Annotated in this window: 12 protein-coding genes; 1 reads left to right on the forward strand and 11 read right to left on the reverse strand. The window is 61.4% G+C overall.

The annotated features are described in order from the left end of the window. Positions 1-310: 310 nt before the first annotated feature. From V6P94_RS13545 to V6P94_RS13595, 11 genes are all read right to left on the reverse strand, one after another. Positions 311-898 (reverse strand): glutathione S-transferase, encoded by a 588-nt coding sequence (locus tag V6P94_RS13545; protein WP_338646981.1) that lies wholly within the window; start codon positions 896-898, stop codon positions 311-313. After that, the gene (locus V6P94_RS13550) at positions 895-4,536 is read right to left on the reverse strand and encodes an AAA family ATPase (RefSeq protein ID WP_338646983.1); all 3,642 of its coding nucleotides are present in this window, start codon (positions 4,534-4,536) and stop codon (positions 895-897) included. The genes V6P94_RS13545 and V6P94_RS13550 overlap by 4 nt, the downstream gene beginning before the upstream one ends. Continuing rightward, positions 4,533-5,774, reverse strand: coding sequence for an exonuclease SbcCD subunit D C-terminal domain-containing protein (locus V6P94_RS13555; protein WP_326426409.1), 1,242 nt, complete (start codon positions 5,772-5,774; stop codon positions 4,533-4,535). The genes V6P94_RS13550 and V6P94_RS13555 overlap by 4 nt, the downstream gene beginning before the upstream one ends. 66 nt (positions 5,775-5,840) lie before the next feature. Continuing rightward, positions 5,841-7,475, reverse strand: a complete 1,635-nt coding sequence (locus tag V6P94_RS13560) for a BatD family protein (RefSeq protein ID WP_338646989.1) — start codon at positions 7,473-7,475, stop codon at positions 5,841-5,843. Continuing rightward, positions 7,472-9,205, reverse strand: a complete 1,734-nt coding sequence (locus tag V6P94_RS13565) for a VWA domain-containing protein (protein ID WP_338646992.1) — start codon at positions 9,203-9,205, stop codon at positions 7,472-7,474. The genes V6P94_RS13560 and V6P94_RS13565 overlap by 4 nt, the downstream gene beginning before the upstream one ends. Beyond that, a complete protein-coding gene (locus V6P94_RS13570; RefSeq protein WP_338646994.1) occupies positions 9,202-10,278 on the reverse strand; it encodes a VWA domain-containing protein in 1,077 nt (358 codons plus the stop codon). Before V6P94_RS13570 ends, V6P94_RS13565 begins: the two co-directional genes overlap by 4 nt. Next, positions 10,271-10,765 carry a DUF4381 domain-containing protein gene (locus tag V6P94_RS13575; RefSeq protein ID WP_095023508.1) on the reverse strand — a complete coding sequence of 165 codons (495 nt, stop codon included), beginning with the start codon at positions 10,763-10,765 and terminating at the stop codon, positions 10,271-10,273. Before V6P94_RS13575 ends, V6P94_RS13570 begins: the two co-directional genes overlap by 8 nt. Then, positions 10,762-11,706 carry a DUF58 domain-containing protein gene (locus V6P94_RS13580; protein WP_095023509.1) on the reverse strand — a complete coding sequence of 315 codons (945 nt, stop codon included), beginning with the start codon at positions 11,704-11,706 and terminating at the stop codon, positions 10,762-10,764. Before V6P94_RS13580 ends, V6P94_RS13575 begins: the two co-directional genes overlap by 4 nt. 3 nt (positions 11,707-11,709) lie before the next feature. Next, on the reverse strand, positions 11,710-12,669 hold the full coding sequence (locus V6P94_RS13585) for a MoxR family ATPase (RefSeq protein WP_016780594.1): 960 nt from the start codon (positions 12,667-12,669) through the stop codon (positions 11,710-11,712). Between the two features lie 367 nt (positions 12,670-13,036). After that, a complete protein-coding gene (locus V6P94_RS13590; protein ID WP_338647006.1) occupies positions 13,037-13,783 on the reverse strand; it encodes an amidohydrolase family protein in 747 nt (248 codons plus the stop codon). A 129-nt stretch (positions 13,784-13,912) separates the two neighbouring features. Beyond that, positions 13,913-14,269 (reverse strand): hypothetical protein, encoded by a 357-nt coding sequence (locus V6P94_RS13595; RefSeq protein ID WP_133078378.1) that lies wholly within the window; start codon positions 14,267-14,269, stop codon positions 13,913-13,915. A 493-nt stretch (positions 14,270-14,762) separates the two neighbouring features. Between V6P94_RS13595 and V6P94_RS13600 the strand changes: the two genes are divergently transcribed. Continuing rightward, a complete protein-coding gene (locus tag V6P94_RS13600; RefSeq protein ID WP_338647009.1) occupies positions 14,763-19,619 on the forward strand; it encodes an NAD-glutamate dehydrogenase in 4,857 nt (1,618 codons plus the stop codon). Positions 19,620-19,674: the final 55 nt, after the last annotated feature.

A 19,674-nucleotide genomic window follows, 5' to 3' on the forward strand; every position in this document is an offset into this window, starting at 1 on the left:
GGTTACTCTTCGTGGTAGGCAATGAGGCGGGGGGCCTCTCTACAGACAAGGTCAGGAGCAAATCCTGCCTTAAGCAGCTATCGGCCTCCCCGAAACGCTTTTTGTACACGCCCCGGCATTTTCTTGGGCACCGGGAAAACATACAAGCAGCTGCCGAAGGAACGAGGCTGCGTTCGGCGACGAAGTCGTCGTAAAACCTGATTACGCGGTATCACAGAAAAACCGCGTAATCAGGTTTTACGATCGCTTCGCAATCGAACGCAGCCTCGTTCCTTCGGCAGCTGCTACAAGTGGTTGGTTGTTGCAAAGTTCAGGGCTTTCTCATCACCGAACTGAACAGTTCCGATGCCAAAAACCGCTCCAGCCAGGCATTCAGGCGCGGGTAGGGCGCTTGCTCAAACCAGTCGCGGTCCACATGGGCAAACTGGCGCACAAACGGCGCCAGGGCTACATCCGCCAGACTCAACGCAGGCCCGGCCAGGTATGGCGAGCGCGCAAGCACGTCTTCCAGTCGCTGCAAAAACTCTGCCCCTTGCGCCCGGTAATACTCCATCGGGTGCTCAGGGTAGCGAATGGCGTATTTGTAGCGGTCCAGCAGCACCTTGAAGCGGGTGTCGTTTTCTTCGATCAATGCCGCGCAGCCCGGCTGCAACCAGTTATCCGGATCATGCCGGGCCAGCGCCCAGTGCATGATGTCCAGGCTTTGCTCGATCACACTGCCATCGGCACACACCAGCACCGGCACCGTACCCTTGGGTGAGGCGGCGAGCATTTCGGCCGGTTTGGCTTTCAGGCTGACCTCCACAATCGACAATGGCACGCCGCTGTAGCGCAGGGCCATGCGCGCCCGCATGGCGTAGGGGCAGCGGCGGAATGAATACAGCACATGCCCGGTCATTTAACCTCCACGGTGCTCAAACCGTTGCCTTGACGTTTTACCTGGATCTGGACCGGGATGCGTTCGTGCATCTCCTGTACGTGGGAGATGACCCCCACCTTGCGCCCCTGGGCCTGCAGGCCGTCCAGTGCATCCATCGCCAGTTGCAGGGACTCGGGATCGAGGCTGCCAAAACCTTCATCGATGAACAGTGATTCGATTTTCAATGTGCTGGAGGCCATCGAGGCCAGGCCCAGGGCCAATGCCAGCGACACCAGGAAGGTTTCACCGCCGGAAAGCGAATGCACCGAGCGCAGTTCGTCGCCCATCTCGGTGTCCATCACCAGCAGGCCGAGCATGCTGCCACCGCGCTTGAGGCGATAACGGCGGACCAGTTGGCGCAACTGCGCGTTGGCGTGATGGACCAACAGGTCGAGGTTGTAGGCCTGGGCGATTTTGCGGAACTTGTCGCCACTGCCGGAACCGATCAGATCACTGAGGCGTGCCCAGCGCTGCCATTCGTCATAGGCCAGTGCAATGCGTTGAGCCAATGCCTGATTGGCCTGTTGACGACGTTGATCCTCGCTCTGCCGGGCACGTAGTTCGGCACATTGCTGCTCACTGGCAGCCAGTTGTGCGTGCAACGCCTCAAGGGCGATGTTGAGTGACTCGCTGTCCAGGTTGCCATTGGCATGGGCCTGGTGTTGGGCCAGGCGTTGTTCGCGTTCTTGCAGCAATACCCGGGCTTGCTCGACGGCTTTTTCGCTGTTCTGCAGGTGCAGGCGCAGTTCGCGTACCTGTGCTTCGTCATGGGCCAGCAAGTGCTGCAGGCGACTGTCATCGACCTCGCTGTGCTGTGCCCGCCATTGCGCGAGCTGGGCGTTTAGGGTGTCGTGTTCTTGCTGCAGGGCGTGCAGGCGCTCTTGCTCGGACTTGAGCTCGGTCGCGAGCTGGAGCAACTGGTTGGCGGTAGCTTGCAGGGCTTGTTCGGCCTGGGTCTGGGCCGTGCGGGCCCGTTCGACGGCATGCTCGAGGCTTTGCTGCCACTGCTCGGCGCTGCTGAAGTCACCCAGCCATTGTTTGAGGCTGTGCTGGCTGGCCTGTTGCTGCTCGCCCAGCGCCTTGACGCTGCGCTGCAAGGTGCCCAGTTCCTTGCTGCGATTGGCCTGCTGATACTGCTCGCGCTCGATGCTGCTCGCTCTTTCAGCCTGCTCCGCCTGTTCGTCCCGTTGCTGATCGAGTTGGGCCACACGATCAGCCACTTGCTGGTCGAGGGCCATGAAGCAGGCGGACGGGTTTTCGCGCAGGGCGTCGAGGGTGGCCGGGGCCAGCACGCTGGCAAACTCGCCGAGTTCATCCTCAAGGCGCTGAGTGTCGGCATTGAGGTGCAATTGCTGCTCAGCCAGTTGCTGGGTGGCGAGCTGGCTGGCTTCGGTGCAGCGCTGGACTTGCTGCTGCAAGTGGGCCGCTTCTTTTTGCAAGGCGAGCAGGGCGTTCTGGCGCTGTTCGTCCTGGGTGATGCTGTGCTGCAACTGATTCAGGCGAAGGGTCAGCCATTGCTCACGCTTGGCCGGGTCCTGTGCCAGCCATTGCTCGTGGAGCGGATGCGCTTCAAGGCTCGGGGCGAGGGCCTGCTGTTCTTGGTGGATGCGCTCTTGCTGGAGCAAAAATTCTTTTTGCTGGGCGATCAGGCCACCGACTTTTTCCCGCAGCTGGGCGAGGGTTTCCTTGAGCCCGTCGACTACGGCGCGGGCACTGGCTTCTTCCTGCTCATCATGGCGGGACAGGCTGTGCAGCAAGGTTTCAGGCTGATGATACGGATGCTCGGCGCTGCCGCACACCGGGCAGGGCTGGCCATCCTGCAGCTGCCCGCGCAGTTCCTCAACGCTGGCGCTACGGGCCACGCGCTGACGCTCCAGCAGTTGGCGGGTGACCTGCAAGGTTTGCTCAGCCACTTCAAGGTCGGCTTTGGCCTTGATGCCTTGCTGGCTCAGGCGCTCGCGCTCCTGCTGCACCTCCTGTTGCTTGAGTTGCAGTTCGTGCAGGCGGCTATCGAGCGCTTGCTGACTGCTGCACAGGCGCTGCAGGTCTTCAAAGGCCCGCTGTTGCTGACGGTTGTCTTGCAGCAGGCTGCCCAGGGTCTGGATTTGCTCGTTGACCGCGTGGGGTTCTGCGCCGGCTTCCTGGAACAAAATTTCCAGGCTGTCGCGCAACCCGGTCAGTTCCTGCGTGGCCTGCAGGGCCCGCTGTTCAAGCCCCGGCAGCTCCTTGCGGCCGGTGCTCAAGTTATTGCTCAACCGCACCAGTTGCTGAAGCCTTGGGCGATAGGCGTCCCAGGCGCTGGCCAGTGGTGCGAGGGCATTGCTGTGTTCGAGCTGGGTGGTGATGAGTACAAGCCGCTCAGCGCCTTGTTGCTGGCGCTCAAGCAGCGTGTTGAGCGCCAGTTGCCCTTCGACGCACGCCTGTTCGGCCTGCTGCTGGAGGGTTTGTTGGGTGTTGAGGGCCTGGGTCAGGCGGTTAAGGTTGGCCTGCTCCAGAAGGGCCTGCTGCACCTGGGGCGCGCATTCGCGCTGAAGGGCCTGGGCCTGGGTTGCAGCCAGGCGGGCGGTTTGCAGCTCTGCTTCAAGGCGGGTCTGGCGCTGGCCCAGTTCGGCCTGTTGAGCAAGATGGGCGTTGATGTGCCCGGCCAATGGGCTCAGTTGCCCTTCCAGCTCGGCCAGGCGGGCAAACTGATGACGTTGTGGTGCCAGTTTTTCGAGCAGGTGCAGGGTCTGGCGCTGGGTGGCCTGGCTGTCCCACAGGGTTTGCGCTTGCTGTAATTGCTCCGCAGCGCTGAGTTGCTGCTCTTGCAGTTCGCCCAGGGTTTTGAGCCAGGTGTGTTGCATCTCCAGCTGCTTGAGCTGGCCTTGCTGGTTCTTTAGCTGCTGCTGCGCGTCGTTGAACTGTTGATCCAGTTCGGCACGGGCCTGGGGCTCAAGGGGCGTCACACCAACAGCCTGGTCCTGCAGTTGCTTGTGCGCGTCCCTGGCCTCTTTGGCCTTGTCGAATGCGCGCTTGCCCAGGCGGGTGTAGAGCGCGGTGTCGGTGAGTTTTTCCAGCAGTTCGCTGCGCTCGTTGTCATCGGCCTTGAGAAAGGCGCTGAACTCACTCTGGGCCAGCATCACGGCACGGGTGAATTGCTCGAAATTGAGCCCCAGTCGCGCTTCCAGCTGGACTTTGTAATCGCCTTTCTGGCTCGCCAGCAGTTGATCGTTGTCCAGGTCGCGCAGGCTTTGGCGACTGGCTTGCAGCTTGCCGGTGGCTTTTTCGCGAGCGCGGTTGGCTTCCCAGCGGGCGCGGTAACGGCGGCCGTCGATGCCGACAAAATCGACTTCGGCATAGCCTTCGCCGGTGCCACGGCGCAGCAATGTGCGCGGGTCGGCGGTGGCAATTTCGCCGTCGGCATCCGGCACTTTTGCATCGCGCCCCGTGTTGTTGAGGCGCGGCACAGCCCCAAACAGGGCCAGGCACAGGGCGTCGAGCAGGGTGCTTTTGCCGGCGCCGGTGGGGCCGGTGATCGCAAACAACCCGGCACTGGCCAGGGGCTCGGCGGTGAAATCCAGCTCAAAGGGCCCGGCCAGTGAGGCGAGGTTTTTCAGGCGAATGGCGAGGATTTTCATGGCTGTTCACCTTCCAGCTGAACTTCTTGCAGCAGCACGGCAAAGTCCTTGAGGGTTTGTTCGTCGGCTTCACTGCCGTAGTTGTCTTGCCAAGCGCGGCTGAACAGTTCCTGGGGTGTCAGTTGGTCCAGTTCGATCAGGCGCGCGTCGTCGTCCGAGGCACGGCTGCCGCTGCCAGCATATTCGGCCGAGATGCGCACCAGGCGCACGGATTTACCCTGCAGTGCGGTTTCGATTTGCTGGCGCAAATCGGGCTGCGGTTCGTCGAGCTTGACCCGCACTTCGAGCCACGGCTGGCGCTGGGTATCGGCCAGCAGGTCGGTGTCCGGCAGGTCGGCCAGTTGGGTGAGGATGTCAGCCAGGGGCAGTGGGCCAATGCGTTGCAGATTGACCGCGCGCGGGATCAGTAGCGGCTCGACGCTGACCAGGGTTTCGCCCTCCAGTGTCACGTCGAGAATCTGGTGTTGATAGCCTATTTCAGAGAATGACAACGGAATCGGTGAGCCGCAGTAGCGGATCCGCTCCTCGCCGTTGACCCGTTGTGGTTTGTGCAAATGGCCCAGGGCAACGTAGCTGATGCTCGGCCCGAACAGGCTGGCGGGCAGGGCTTCGGCGTTGCCGATAATCAGGCTGCGCTCGGAGTCTTCGGACACCGAACCGCCCGCCATGTGGGCGTGGCTGATGGCAATCAGGGCCTGACCCGGCGTGCGCTTGGCGTTGGCGGCTTCAATCAGCCACTCGTGGACCTGGCCGATGCCGCGCAGGTAGTCATCACCCAGGTGCGCTCCGGTGACTTCTGCAGGGCGCAGAAAGGGCAGCGCCAGGCACCAGGCAGCGGTTTCACCGCTGGCATCGGGCAAGGGGATCAGCAGGCGTTCGGCGTCGAGCTGGCCATCGTCGAGCCACAGCACGCGGCCCAGTGCATGGGTGCGTAAACGACGCATCAAGGGCGCGGGCAGTTCGATGCGCGAGCCGGAGTCGTGGTTGCCGGCAATCATCACGATGGTCAGTTTCGGCTGTTGCTCATGGGCGCTGACGATAAAGTCGTAGAGCCGTTCCTGGGCTTTTACCGGCGGGTTGACGGTGTCAAAGATATCACCGGCAATCAGCAGTACGTCCGGCTGCTGCTCACTGAGCTGTGTCAGTAGCCAGGCAAGAAAACAGGCGTGTTCGAAGTCGCGGTCCTGGCCGTGGAGGTTTTGCCCCAGGTGCCAGTCGGAGGTGTGAAACAGGCGCATAACAGAATCCGTTTTAAAGGGGTTGGCAACCCGCTCGCTCGGGCGGTCCTCGGGTTGCCTGGAAATTTATTTGGGGTAGAGCGGCGGCAGGCTGCTTGGCTCGCTGGCGGCGTCTTGCTCGCGCTCGGTAGCCGGAATGCTGCGAATGGCCTTCCACAGCTCTTCGCCTTGCCAGTACTGGCCGGTTTCGCTGTACAGTGCGCCGTTGAGGCCATCGAGGGCATCGGACAGCAACACGAAACGCGCGGCCATGTCGGCCAGGGTTTCGGGTTGTTGCCGCGCCCAGGCATCGAGTGCCTGGCGTGTGGCGTGGGGGTCGTTGGCCAGGCAAGCGCGTTTAAGGTCGTCGAGTAGGGTGCGCGGGCTGGGCCCGGTTTGCGCTGCACGCAAGATTGCAGGCTGCCAGCGGGCACGCCACCACAAGCCCAGACTCGCCAGGGTGGTGCAGGCCAGAAACAGGGTGCTGAGCTGCCAGATCCACAGCGACGACTCTTCGCTTATGGCTGCCACGGCACCGCTGACGGGCGTGTCCACGGCAAGGTTGGGATTGGCTGCTGCCAGCAGGGTGCGGGCGGGCAGGTAGGTCCGCTCCAGATGGTCTTCGTGGGTGTTCCACCACACCACTTCGACGGCGGGCAATTCGATCTGGCCAACCCGTGTCGGCACCAGCGCCTCGCGCTCTTCGCGGCTGCCGATCAGGCCGTTTTCGGTGACTTGATTGCTCAACTGCGGCAAGTCCGGGTAGCGCCGCAAGCCGTTGACGTCAGTGGCGGGCAGGGGCGGCAACTGGGCGCTGGACAGGCCTTCAGCCTTGAGGGTGAGGGTTCGGGTCAGGGAATCACCCACCAGCGTATGGTCAGGCTCGGGGTTCCAGGTTTCGCTCATGCTCAGGCTTCGGGCTGGCAACCACGCGGCATTGGGTGGATAGGTCTCGGGCTTGGGCAGGACGGTCAGCGGGATCTCGGTGGAGGTCACGTGCAGCAGCTTTCCAGGCTTGGGCCCAAGGGGAGCGGGGGCCGTGGATTGCTGGCTGTCGACCTGGGTGGCGCTGAAGGTTTGTGCCGGAATCAGCAGTTCGCCGCTGCGCTGGGGGTAGATCCCGTAGCGGCGCTCGATCACGCCGTGGCGCACGCCATTGATCAACTTTTCATAGGTGCGCGACTCGCCCAGTTGCTCGACGATGGCGTCGTCAATGTGCAGCGGGGTCAGGCTGCTGTCGTCGTAGAGCGCCACGGAATGGTAGACGCGCAGGGTCAGCAGGGCCTGGGCCTGCACGTAGACGCTGGGCTGGTCCAGACTGACTTCAATAAAAACCGGAGCCAGTTCGTTGTCGCTGACCACGCTCTGGGTCACGGTCAGGTTGATCGGCTGGCTGTGGTATTCACCGACTTGCAGTGCCGGGATACTCACGGTGCCGGTTTGTTTGGGTTGCAGGGTGATGATCCAGCGGGTAGTGGCTTTGTTGTCATCACTGAGACTGGTCAGTTGGTTGACCTGGCGCGTGCCGCGCACTTCAAACCCGTTGTCCAGTGGTGTCAGGTCGGGCTTGCCAAACTGGGTGACGTCGGTGGACTCCAGTGTCAGCTCGACGGTTTCACCGGAGCTGAGCTGGTCCCGGTCAACGCTGGCAACCAGTCCACCGGCATGGGCCGGCAGGGTCCAGCAACACAGCAAAAGAAGCAAAACGCAGAGGCGGTTCATTTAGGCGTGTCCTGATGTTGCTGCTGTTCGTACCAGAATTTGCGTCGCAACAATTCGCTGGGGTTGTCGGGAATCAGTCTGAGCCATTGTTCCAGTGCCTGGCGCTGTTCTTCGCCGGTCTGGTTGGCGGCCGGTACCGGCGGGCGCGTGGTCTGTTCGTCACCGGGCTGACTGTCGGCTTCGGCGCCGGGGTTGAGCGGCTCGTCCGGGGGCGCTTCGGTGGTGAGGGTGGCGGCCGAGTTGTTGTCCTCATTTTGCCCTGTGGTGCTGGACGCGCCCTGGGCACTGGTGCTGAGCGGGTTTTGCGATTCGGCTGGCGCAGGTGGCGGCTCGGGTGTCTGTTCGGCTTTTGCCTGGGCCTCAGCGCGCTGTTGTTCCAGTATTTGCTCGACGAGGGCTTTGTTTTGCGCGGCGGCCTGAAGCTCGGGTTGCAGCTCGAGTGCCTGTTCATAGGCATCGATGGCGGCTTCCAGCTCGTCATTCATGGCCAGTGCATTGCCGCGATTATAGTGCGCGCTGGCGCTGTTGACCTCGGCAAAACGCAGGGCTGCACCGGCGTAGTCGCCCGCCTGGTACAGCGCCACGCCTTGCCAGAGCGGATCGCTGAAGTGTTCGAGTGCCTGCAATGGTTTTTTTTGCTCCAGCAGGCGTACGCCCTGTTGGTCGGGGCGCAACCAGAGGTCGGTAAAGCTCATGGCGTAGCCGGGCTGGGGTGCCAGCATGAACAGCAAGGGCAGGCAGAACAGCCAGCCACGCCGTCCGGCACAGGCCACCAGCAACAGAAGCGGGAGCAACAGCCAGTAACCCTGGTCAGCCCAGGCGTCCAGATGCAGGGTCTGGCCGTCATCGCGCAGATGCGCTGGGCCGTCGAGCAGGCCCAGGCCGCGCAAGTCGTTGTCATCCAGGCGTGCCTGGCGATAGCGTCCGTCCACATCCAGGGCAAATGCCCGCAGGCTTGGGCTGTCCAGGCGCGGCAGGAGAATGGCGCCCTGATCGTCCTTGAGAAACTGCCCGCCTTCGTCGACCACGGGGGCGCCTTCGCGACTGCCCACGCCGAGTATCAGCAGTTGCGGGGCATGACCATTCAGGGCCTGGCGGATGCCGCTGCGTTCCTGGTCGCTGAGCGATGAGGTGATCAACAGCAGGCGACCCTCACCCAGCGCGCCCTGATCGAGCAGCTCAAGGGCCTTGGTGACTGCAAGATCGGCACGATGGCCCGGTTGCGGCATGATCGACGGCTTGAGGGCTTCAAGCAGGTTGCGGCTGGTGGCCAGGTCATCGGACAGCGGCACCAGCGTGTGGGCACTGCCGGCGTAGACGATCACGGCAGTTTGCGCATCGGTACGGTTTTGCAGCAGGTCATAGATCTTGCGTCGCGCCTGCTCCAGCCGGTTGGGCGAACTGTCGGTGGCGAGCATGCTCGGGGTCAGTTCCAGCATGACGACCAGCGGGTCGGCGGGCTTTTGTGTGGACTGCTCAACCCTTTGCCAGCTGGGCCCCAGCAACGCCAGTACAGCCAGCAGCCAGCCGAGCCCCAGGGCAATCCAGGGCAGCTTGCTGTTACGACCATTACCGCCGCTGAGCAATACGCGATGAAACGCCACCGGCAGGATCATCTGCCAGCGGCCTGCGCGTTTTTCACGGTGCCAGCGTTTCCATAGCAGCCAGCCGAGCAGCGGCAGGACAAGCAGCCATTCGGGGCGAAACCAGTGGGGCCAGAGCGCGCTCATCGGCGCCTGCGCAGACGCAGGCGTTTGAGCCGTGCGCGCCAGTCAGGATGTTGCTGCAAAAAATGCTCCTTGCTCAGCCAGCGTTGTACAGGGTTGTTGGGCCACAGCTCGCGGATCACCAGCAGCACGCTCAGCAGCAGGGCTGCCGCCAATGGCCATCTGTAGAGTGCCTGTGCCGGGCGTGCCTGGGTGGGTTGCTGGGCCACGGGTTCAAGTTGGTCGAGGGTGTCCTTGATGGCTGACAGTTCACCGCCGTCTCGGGCACGGAAGTACTGGCCGCCGGTGACTTTGGCGATCTCTTCAAGCGCCGGTTCATCAAGGTCCACTCCGGGGTTGATGGTGAACATGCCTTTGCTGCTGCTTTCTTCCGGGTCGGCGCCAATCCCGATGGGGTAGATTTTCACGCCTTCCTCGGCGGCAAGGCGGGCGGCGGTCAGCGGGTCGATCTGGCCGCCATTGTTGGCCCCGTCGGTGATCAGGATCAGCACCCGGCTTTGTGCAGGACGCTGGCGCAAGCGTTTGAGGGCCAGGCCAATCGCGTCACCGATGGCGGTGTTCTTGCCCGCGATGCCGATGCGCGCTTCGTCGAGCCAGGTGCGCACGGTGCGCCGGTCGAAAGTCAGGGGCGCTTGCAGGTAGGCCTGGCTGCCGAACAGGATCAGCCCCACGCGATCACCCTCACGTTTTTCCAGAAAGTCGCCGAGCAGGCTTTTAACCAGATCCAGACGGCTGACGTCTTCGCCTTGCCATTGCATATCCGGGTAGTCCATCGAGCCCGAGACATCCACCGCAACCAGCAGGTCGCGGCCACTGGCGGCAATGGGCAGCGGCTCACCCAGCCATTGCGGGCGGGCGGCGGCGGTCAACAGCAACAGCCAGAGCAGCACATAGGGGGTTTGCTGGCGCCACGAAGGCAGGGTGGCTCGCGCCTTGCGCCGGGCCAGTTCTTCGAGATCGCCCAGAAAACTGATCTGTAGCGCAGCCTCACCGCTGTCGGCGGCCGGCAGTACCAGGCGCATGAGCCAGGGCAGGGGCAGCAGGGCGAAGAGCCACGGCCAGGCAAATTCAAACATGTTTGCGAATCCAGGTTTCAACCGCTTGATTGAGTCCGGCGATGGCTTTGTCGTCGAGCTTGCACTCGGGCTTGTAGGCGCCTTCAACCAGTACCATCCAGCGCGTCAACCCGGCAGCCGGGCAACGGTTGTCGAGGAACGCCAGCCACTTGCGACCATTGAGTGTGTGACTTTGGCTGTAGGGGTAATGGTTGCGGCACAGGCGCTTGAGCAGGCCGTTGAGCTGTTGCAGCCAGGCGCCTGCGGGCGCGCCGTCGTAAGGTTTTGGAAAACGCGCCAGTTCTTCAAGGGCGGCCAGGCGCACCGGGTCCAGGGGTTGTTCGGTACGGCCCGGCTGGCGTTTGGCGGGCAGGTAGCGGCGCAACCACCACAGTCCCCAGCCCAGCGCGGGCAGTATGATGAGCAGCAACCACCAGCCCGGCGCTGGCGGCCAGAAGCCAATCGCCGGGGGCGTGATCAGGGGTTGTAGCTGTTCGAGTTCTTTCATGAGGTTTTGCCGGGACGCTTGGCGTTCAGGTATTCGCGCAGTTGCTCGACCATTTCACTTTGGGTGCTCAGGGGCATGAGTAAAACCCGCAGCTTTTGCGCCAGCAGTTCCCAGCGGGCAATCCGGGCCTCGGCCTGGGCGCGGTAGGCCTGGCGCAAATCATAATTGAGGGTGTCGAGTTCCAGTTGGGCGCCACGCTCGGCAAAACGCAACAGCCCGGCAGCGGGAAGGGCGTGATCCAGCGGGTCGGACAGCGGCAGCAGGATCAGGTCGCAATGGCGTGATAGCAGGCTCAATTGCTGCTCGGCAGCGTCGGTGAGGCCCCGCTCATCACAGATCACGATCACCAGGCTGCCGGGGCGCAGCACTTCACGGGCGCGGATCAGCGCCATGCCCAGGGCATCGCGGTCCGATTGCACGTCGGTGTGCAGTGACTGATTGACCCGCACCAGCCGGTTGAGCAATTGCAGCAGGCTTTGCTTGCTGCGCCGGGGTTTGATTTCGTAGTGTTCGTGATCGCCAAATACCAGCCCGCCGACGCGGTCGTTGTGACCCAGTGCGGCCCAGCCGATCAGGCTGGCAGCCTGGGCGGCGAGCACCGACTTGAACATCAGCCCCGAGCCGAAAAACAGCCGTCGGCTTTGCTCGGCCAGGATAAAGATCGGCCGCTCGCGTTCCTCATGGAACATTTTGGTGTGCGGTTCCTGGGTGCGAGCTGTCACGCGCCAGTCGATGGTGCGCACATCGTCCCCGGCCTGGTAGACCCGCACCTGATCGAAGTCGACCCCGCGCCCGCGCAATTTCGAGTGATGCAACCCCACCAGCGGGCTGCGCTGGCTGGGGGAGGAGAACAGTTGCACTTCGCGTACCCGATGGCGCATCTCGATCAGTTCGGCGAGCGTGACGCGGATACCGGGTTCGGCGGGCAGGGGGTTGTTCATCGGTCAGGCAACGGCAACGACGTCGAGGATGCGCTGTACCACGCGGTCCTGGTCGATACCGGCGGCCTCGGCTTCGAATGACAGGATGATGCGATGGCGCAGCACGTCAAACAGCACGGCCTGAATGTCTTCGGGGCTGACGAAGTCGCGCCCTGCTAGCCAGGCGTGGGCCCGAGCACAGCGATCGAGGGCGATCGAGCCACGGGGGCTGGCGCCGTAGGCAATCCATTCCGCCATTTCGGGGTCGAACTTGCCGGGGGTACGGGTCGCCATCACCAGCTGTACGAGGTATTCCTCCACCGCATCGGCCATGTACAGGCCGAGGATTTCCTTGCGCGCAGCAAAAATGGCCTGCTGGCTGACCCGGCGCTCGGGCTTGGTTTCACCGTTGAGGGCTTCGCCACGGGCCTGTTGCAGGATGCGGCGTTCGACGGCAGCGTCCGGAAAGCCGATTTTGACGTGCATCAGGAAGCGGTCGAGCTGGGCTTCGGGCAGCGGGTAAGTGCCTTCCTGCTCGATGGGGTTTTGCGTGGCCATGACCAGAAACAGCGGCGACAACTCGTAGGTGCTGCGCCCGACGCTGACCTGGCGCTCGGCCATGGCTTCAAGCAAGGCCGATTGCACTTTGGCCGGCGCACGGTTGATTTCATCCGCCAGCACCAGGTTGTGAAAAATCGGCCCTTGTTGAAACACGAAGCTGCCGGTTTCGGGGCGATAGATCTCGGTGCCGGTGATGTCGGCTGGCAGCAGGTCGGGGGTGAACTGGATACGATGGAACTGCGCTTCAATGCCCTCGGCCAGTTCTTTGATGGCCTTGGTCTTGGCCAGACCCGGTGCGCCTTCGACGAGCATGTGGCCGTCTGCGAGCAACGCGATCAGCAGGCGATCGATCAACTTTTCCTGACCGAGGATCTGCGTTGAGAGAAAGGTTCGCAGCGCAAGCAGCGCTTCACGATGTTCCATCGATGACTGTTCCTGAAAAGGACACCGGCGGCGCAAGAATTACACCGGGGCTGGGGGCGTTACTTTAATCCATTGAGGGCGCTGCGGACTAATGGCGGTGGGGCTTTTTGTAGGAAAATTCGGAAAAGTATGCTGTTGTTGAGAATGGTGCGCATCTGGGTGGGTGAATGGAAGATAAAACGGGGTGCGCGCGGTTTGCCTGATGAACCATGGTGGCCGGTTTTACGACTGCTTCGTCGCAGTGGCGCACCAAACCTGACGCAGCCTCGTTCTACTCGTCAGCGACTACGGTGCGGGGTAGGCGACGAATCTGTAGTCGCTGACGAGCTCCGCGAGGCTGCGATCGATCGCGAAGCGGTCGCAACGGCTACAGCCCATAAAATGCCCGGGCGTTGTGCCACAGGGCTTGCCGGGCGCCGTCTTCGCCCAGTGCGTCGATCAGCAAGGCAATGTCGCTGTCTGCAAAAGCCCGAGGTGCCCGGGTTGAGGGCAGGTCGGTGCCAAACATCAGGGCGTTGGGGTTGGCACTGTGTATCTGTTGCAACACGGGTGGGACATCAAAATCAACCCGGCCAAATCCGCAGGCCTTGATGCGTACACCCTGCTCGGCAAGGCGAAGCAGGCAGGGCAGCCCTTCGCGGCTCAGTCCCAGATGATCGATGCTCAGTGCTGGCAATCGGCGCAGCCGGGCCTCAATGCCGGACAATTCGCGAGAATCGATATACAGCTCCGAGTGCCAGCCGACTTGCTCATGTACCCGCCTGGCCAGGAATTCGAGCTGGTCGAGCTGCTCTGATCCGCCGCGCTTGAGGTTGAAGCGCAGGGCGCACACGCCGTGCTGGTGCAAGGTGTGCAGCTGCTCATCAGTAACGCTGGCTGCAAGCTGGGTGACGCCCACAAAGCCTGGGCCTAAACGCTTTAGTGCAGCGATCAGGTAAGTCTGATCAAACCCCTGAAAGGACCCCGAAACCACTGCCCCGCCGACGATGCCCAGCGGTTCTGTCCGTGACAGGTAGTCATGGACACTGAAGAAATCAGGCAGGTAGCCGTTGTTGGGCACTAACGGGTAAGCGCCGTCGATGATGTGGCAGTGGGCGTCGAAGATCGGGGGCATCCGGTTGATACCTTTGCGTCTGAAGTGGAGGGGAAGCTGTGGGAGCCGGGCTTGCCCGCGATTGCATCACTGTGGTTCAGCAGAAGAACCGTGGCGCCTGCATCGCGAGCAAGCCCGCTCCCACAGGGGTTAGCCCAGTTCGCTGACGTAGGTACCGGTGCCCTTTAGGATGTTCTGCAAGGTTTCTTCGACTTCTGCCAGGTCTGCGGCTGCCGTGTTGTGGCGGATTTCCAGGTGGTCGTCGCCCTTGAGCACGTCTGTATCGCCCGCGCCGATTTCGATCAGCAGGCGGGTAGGGCTCAAGGTGACCTTGATGCCGTCCAGTGTCGAAGGCTCGTCCTCAAGGGTGATTTCCAGCTCGTCTTCGTCGGGGTAGCGGGTCATCAGGAACATTTCGCCGCTGTCAGTGTGGCAACACAGCATGGCCATGTTGTCTTCTTCGTCGTCGCACGGGTTGGCAAGCAGGTGGTCGGTGGTCATTTGCATGGGGAGTTCCTGGCGCTCTGGGCGCGGGCAAGTCGAACAGGGGCGGATTTTGCCAGTCTCAACCGATTTGTGCATGCGGGAATGGCGCAACAGGGCAAATGGTCAGTTATTTCTGAGACTGACTTGAGAAAGTACGGTGCTTCTATGAAGGTTTTTCGCTTGTGAATGCTAGGGTTATTCCCTGACAGCACGTGAGGTTGCGTCCCGATGACCGAATATGTCGCCGCACCGTAAGCAGGTTGTGCGGCTCAATCGTTAAGCTGCGCGGTGATAGTTATCTCTAAAGGCACAGCCTGTTTATCCGGCAGTCGTTTTTGTAGATACCCATCCTGGAGCGTGAATGTGACCCGTGGGTCACGGCCAGCTTCACCTCCCTGTCATGCTGTGCGTAGAAGGTAACTGCCAAGATAGGCCTTGCACAGTATTGACAGCTCCCTCGCGGGAACAGCATGCGACGCTTCTCTCAATAACAAGCCCAAGCGGAGTACCACAGATGGCGTTCTTCACCGCAGCCAGCAAAGCCGACTTCCAGCATCAACTGCAAGCAGCACTGGCGCAGCACATCAGTGAACAGGCACTGCCACAAGTGGCGCTGTTCGCTGAGCAATTCTTCGGCATCATTTCTCTGGATGAACTCACCCAACGTCGGATGTCCGACCTGGCCGGCTGCACACTGTCGGCCTGGCGTCTGCTGGAACGCTTCGACCCTGCGCAGCCGCAAGTGCGGGTCTTCAACCCCGATTACGAACGCCACGGCTGGCAGTCGACGCACACTGCCGTCGAGGTGCTGCATCATGACTTGCCGTTCCTGGTGGACTCGGTGCGTACCGAGCTGAACCGTCGCGGTTACAGCATCCATACCCTGCAAACCACGGTATTGAGCGTTCGCCGCGGCAGCAAGGGGGAGTTGCTGGAAATCCTGCCCAAGGGCACTTCAGGGGAAGGCGTCTCGCAAGAGTCGCTGATGTACCTGGAAATCGATCGCTGCGCCCACGTAGCCGAATTGAATGTGCTGAGCAAGGAACTGGAGCAGGTTCTGGGTGAAGTGCGCGTGGCGGTAGCTGACTTTGAGCCGATGAAGGCCAAGGTTCAGGAGTTGCTGGCCAGTGTCGATCACTGCCAGTACGCCGTCGATGCCGATGAGAAAGCCGAAGTCAAAAGCTTCCTGGAATGGCTGGTGGGTAACCACTTCACTTTCCTGGGCTACGAAGAATTTGTGGTACGTGACGAGGCGGATGGCGGGCATATTGAATATGACGCCGACTCCTTCCTCGGTCTGACCAAACTGCTGCGCGCGGGCCTGACTGCCGAAGACCTGCGTATCGAAGATTACGCCGTCAGCTACCTGCGCATGCCGACCCTGTTGTCGTTTGCCAAGGCGGCACATCCTAGCCGCGTTCATCGCCCGGCTTACCCGGACTATGTGTCGATCCGCCAGATCGATGCTGACGGCAAGGTCATCAAGGAATGCCGCTTCATGGGCTTGTACACCTCCTCGGTGTACGGCGAAAGCGTGCGGGTGATCCCTTATATCCGTCGCAAGGTTGCAGAAATCGAACGTCGCTCGGGCTTCCAGCCCAAGGCTCACCTGGGCAAGGAACTGGCCCAGGTCGTTGAAGTGCTGCCCCGTGATGACTTGTTCCAGACGCCGGTGGATGAGTTGTTCACCACTGTGATGTCGATTGTGCAAATCCAGGAGCGCAACAAGATTCGCGTGTTCCTGCGCAAAGACCCGTATGGCCGTTTCTGCTATTGCCTGGCCTACGTGCCGCGTGATGTGTACTCCACCGAAGTGCGGCAGAAGATCCAGCAGGTGCTGATGGAGCGTCTGCAGGCCTCTGATTGCGAGTTCTGGACCTTCTTCTCTGAGTCGGTACTGGCCCGTGTGCAGCTGATTTTGCGGGTTGATCCAAAGAACCGGATCGATATCGACCCGCTGCTGCTGGAAAAAGAAGTGATCCAGGCCTGCCGCAGCTGGCAGGACGACTATGCAAGTCTGGTGGTTGAAAGCTTTGGCGAGGCCAACGGCACTAAAGTGCTGTCTGACTTCCCTAAAGGCTTCCCGGCAGGTTACCGCGAGCGCTTTGCCGCGCACTCTGCCGTGGTCGACATGCAGCACCTGATGAGCCTGAGCGATAAAAACCCGCTGGTGATGAGTTTCTATCAGCCTCTGGGTCAGAGCGCCGGTCAGGAACTGCATTGCAAGCTGTACCACGCCGACACGCCGCTGGCGCTGTCCGATGTGTTGCCGATTCTGGAAAACCTTGGCCTGCGCGTCCTGGGTGAATTCCCGTATCGCCTGCGTCACGCCAATGGTCGTGAGTTCTGGATCCATGACTTCGCCTTTACCGCGGGTGAAGGCTTGAACCTGGATATCCAGCAGCTCAATGACACGCTGCAGGATGCGTTCGTGCATATCGTGCGCGGCGATGCCGAGAACGATGCGTTCAACCGTCTGGTACTGACTGCCGGCTTGCCGTGGCGTGATGTGGCGTTGCTGCGTGCTTACGCCCGTTATCTGAAGCAGATCCGCCTGGGCTTTGACCTGGGTTACATCGCCAGCACCCTGAACAACCACACCGACATCGCTCGCGAATTGACCCGGCTATTCAAGACCCGCTTCTACCTGGCGCGCAAGCTCACGGCCGAAGACCTGGAAGACAAGCAACTGCGTCTGGAACAGGCCATTCTGACGGCCCTGGACGACGTTCAGGTGCTTAACGAAGACCGTATCCTGCGTCGCTATCTGGATCTGATCAAAGCCACGCTGCGTACCAACTTCTACCAGCCGGACGCCAACGGTCACAACCGTTCGTACTTCAGCTTCAAGTTCAACCCGCACCTGATCCCCGAGCTGCCAAAGCCGGTGCCGAAGTTTGAAATCTTCGTTTACTCGCCACGGGTTGAAGGCGTGCACCTGCGCTTCGGTAACGTGGCTCGCGGCGGTTTGCGCTGGTCGGACCGTGAAGAAGATTTCCGTACCGAAGTGCTGGGCCTGGTTAAAGCTCAGCAAGTGAAGAACTCGGTCATCGTGCCGGTGGGTGCCAAGGGCGGTTTCGTACCGCGTCGCTTGCCATTGGGCGGCGGTCGTGACGAGATCCAGGCCGAGGCGATTGCCTGCTACCGGATCTTTATTTCCGGCCTGCTGGATATCACCGACAACTTGAAGGACGGCGCGCTGGTGCCGCCTTTGAACGTGGTTCGTCACGACGACGATGACCCGTACCTGGTGGTCGCTGCCGACAAGGGCACTGCGACCTTCTCCGACATCGCCAACGGCATTGCCATCGATTACGGCTTCTGGCTGGGTGATGCGTTCGCGTCGGGAGGTTCGGCCGGTTATGACCATAAAAAGATGGGCATCACCGCCAAGGGCGCCTGGGTTGGCGTGCAGCGTCACTTTAAAGAGCGCGGGATCAACGTCCAGAAAGACAGCATCAGTGTGGTCGGTGTCGGCGACATGGCCGGTGACGTGTTCGGCAACGGCTTGTTAATGTCCGACAAGCTGCAGCTGGTTGCGGCCTTTAACCACCTGCATATCTTCATCGATCCAAACCCGGAGCCTGCCAATAGCTTCGTTGAACGTCAGCGCCTGTTCGATTTGCCGCGTTCGGCCTGGTCGGATTACGACACCAGCATCATGTCGGCGGGTGGCGGTATTTTCTCCCGTAGCGCAAAAAGCATCGCCATCTCCCCAGAGATGAAAGAGCGTTTCGCAATCACTGCCGACAAGCTGACCCCGACCGAACTGCTGAACGCCTTGCTCAAGGCGCCTGTGGATCTGTTGTGGAACGGCGGTATCGGCACTTACGTCAAAGCCAGCAGCGAAAGCCACGCCGATGTCGGCGACAAGGCCAACGATGCGTTGCGCGTCAATGGCAACGAATTGCGCTGCAAGGTAGTGGGTGAGGGCGGCAACCTGGGCATGACTCAACTGGGTCGTGTCGAGTTCAACCTCAACGGCGGTGGTTCCAACACCGACTTTATCGACAACGCCGGTGGCGTTGACTGCTCTGACCACGAAGTGAATATCAAGATCCTGCTCAACGAAGTTGTGCAGGCGGGTGATATGACCGAGAAGCAGCGCAATCAGTTGCTGGGCAGCATGACTGACGAAGTGGGCGGTCTGGTGCTGGGCAACAACTATAAGCAGACCCAGGCCATTTCGTTGGCGGCCCGTCGTGCTTATGAGCGAATTGCTGAATACAAGCGCCTGATGAACGATCTGGAAGCCCGTGGCAAGCTGGATCGCGCCATTGAGTTCCTGCCGTCAGAAGAGCAGCTCAACGAGCGCGTTGCTGCAGGTCATGGCCTGACCCGTGCCGAGCTGTCGGTGCTGATCTCCTACAGCAAGATCGACCTCAAGGAAGCCTTGCTCAACTCTCTGGTGCCCGATGATGACTATCTGACCCGGGACATGGAAACCGCGTTCCCGCCGATGCTGGTCAGCAAGTTTGCCGAAGCCATGCGTCGTCACCGTCTGAAGCGTGAAATCGTCAGCACCCAGATCGCCAACGATCTGGTCAACCACATGGGCATCACCTTTGTGGAGCGCTTGAAAGAGTCGACTGGCATGAGTGCGGCCAACGTGGCCGGTGCTTATGTGATCGTGCGGGATATTTTCCACCTCCCACACTGGTTCCGTCAGATCGAAGCGCTGGACTATCAGGTACCGGCTGAAATCCAGCTGGCGCTGATGGATGAGCTGATGCGACTGGGCCGCCGTGCTACGCGCTGGTTCCTGCGCAGCCGTCGTAACGAACTGGACGCGGCGCGCGATGTGGCGCACTTCGGGCCGCATCTGGCAGCGTTGGGGCTCAAGCTCGACGAACTGCTGGAAGGCCCTACCCGCGAAGGCTGGCAGACCCGCTATCAGGCTTACGTAGCGGCGGGCGTGCCGGAGTTGCTAGCGCGGATGGTGGCGGGTACTACGCACCTGTACACCTTGCTGCCGATTATCGAGGCCTCGGATGTGACCGGCCAGAACGCTGCGGATGTAGCCAAGGCGTATTTCACCGTGGGCAGCGCACTGGACCTGACCTGGTACTTGCAGCAGATCAGCAACTTGCCGGTAGAAAACAACTGGCAGGCGCTGGCTCGCGAAGCGTTCCGCGACGATATCGACTGGCAGCAGCGTGCAATTACCGTGTCGGTGTTGCAGATGACCGATGCCGGTGAAAGTATCGAAGCACGTCTTGCCTTGTGGCTTGAGCAGAACAACTCGATGGTTGAGCGCTGGCGCTCGATGCTGGTCGATCTGCGTGCCGCCACTGGCAACGACTACGCGATGTACGCGGTTGCCAACCGTGAACTGCTTGACCTGGCACTGAGCGGTCAATCAGTGGTCTGACTGGCTGAGTAGCAAAAAAAGCCCCGACTCATGTTTAGTGAGTCGGGGCTTTGTT

This window comes from Pseudomonas sp. ML2-2023-3, from assembly GCF_037055275.1.
Taxonomy (GTDB): domain Bacteria; phylum Pseudomonadota; class Gammaproteobacteria; order Pseudomonadales; family Pseudomonadaceae; genus Aquipseudomonas.

Excerpts from the sequence above, each read along its gene's own strand:
- V6P94_RS13560 (WP_338646989.1), bottom strand. The coding sequence starts at position 7,475 with ATGAACCGCCTCTGCGTTTTGCTTCTTTTGCTGTGTTGCTGGACCCTG.
- V6P94_RS13590 (WP_338647006.1), bottom strand. The coding sequence starts at position 13,783 with ATGCCCCCGATCTTCGACGCCCACTGCCACATCATCGACGGCGCTTAC.
- V6P94_RS13570 (WP_338646994.1), bottom strand. The coding sequence starts at position 10,278 with ATGTTTGAATTTGCCTGGCCGTGGCTCTTCGCCCTGCTGCCCCTGCCC.
- V6P94_RS13545 (WP_338646981.1), bottom strand. The coding sequence starts at position 898 with ATGACCGGGCATGTGCTGTATTCATTCCGCCGCTGCCCCTACGCCATG.
- V6P94_RS13595 (WP_133078378.1), bottom strand. The coding sequence starts at position 14,269 with ATGCAAATGACCACCGACCACCTGCTTGCCAACCCGTGCGACGACGAA.
- V6P94_RS13580 (WP_095023509.1), bottom strand. The coding sequence starts at position 11,706 with ATGAACAACCCCCTGCCCGCCGAACCCGGTATCCGCGTCACGCTCGCC.
- V6P94_RS13600 (WP_338647009.1), top strand. The coding sequence starts at position 14,763 with ATGGCGTTCTTCACCGCAGCCAGCAAAGCCGACTTCCAGCATCAACTG.
- V6P94_RS13555 (WP_326426409.1), bottom strand. The coding sequence starts at position 5,774 with ATGCGCCTGTTTCACACCTCCGACTGGCACCTGGGGCAAAACCTCCAC.
- V6P94_RS13575 (WP_095023508.1), bottom strand. The coding sequence starts at position 10,765 with ATGAAAGAACTCGAACAGCTACAACCCCTGATCACGCCCCCGGCGATT.
- V6P94_RS13585 (WP_016780594.1), bottom strand. The coding sequence starts at position 12,669 with ATGGAACATCGTGAAGCGCTGCTTGCGCTGCGAACCTTTCTCTCAACG.
- V6P94_RS13550 (WP_338646983.1), bottom strand. The coding sequence starts at position 4,536 with ATGAAAATCCTCGCCATTCGCCTGAAAAACCTCGCCTCACTGGCCGGG.
- V6P94_RS13565 (WP_338646992.1), bottom strand. The coding sequence starts at position 9,205 with ATGAGCGCGCTCTGGCCCCACTGGTTTCGCCCCGAATGGCTGCTTGTC.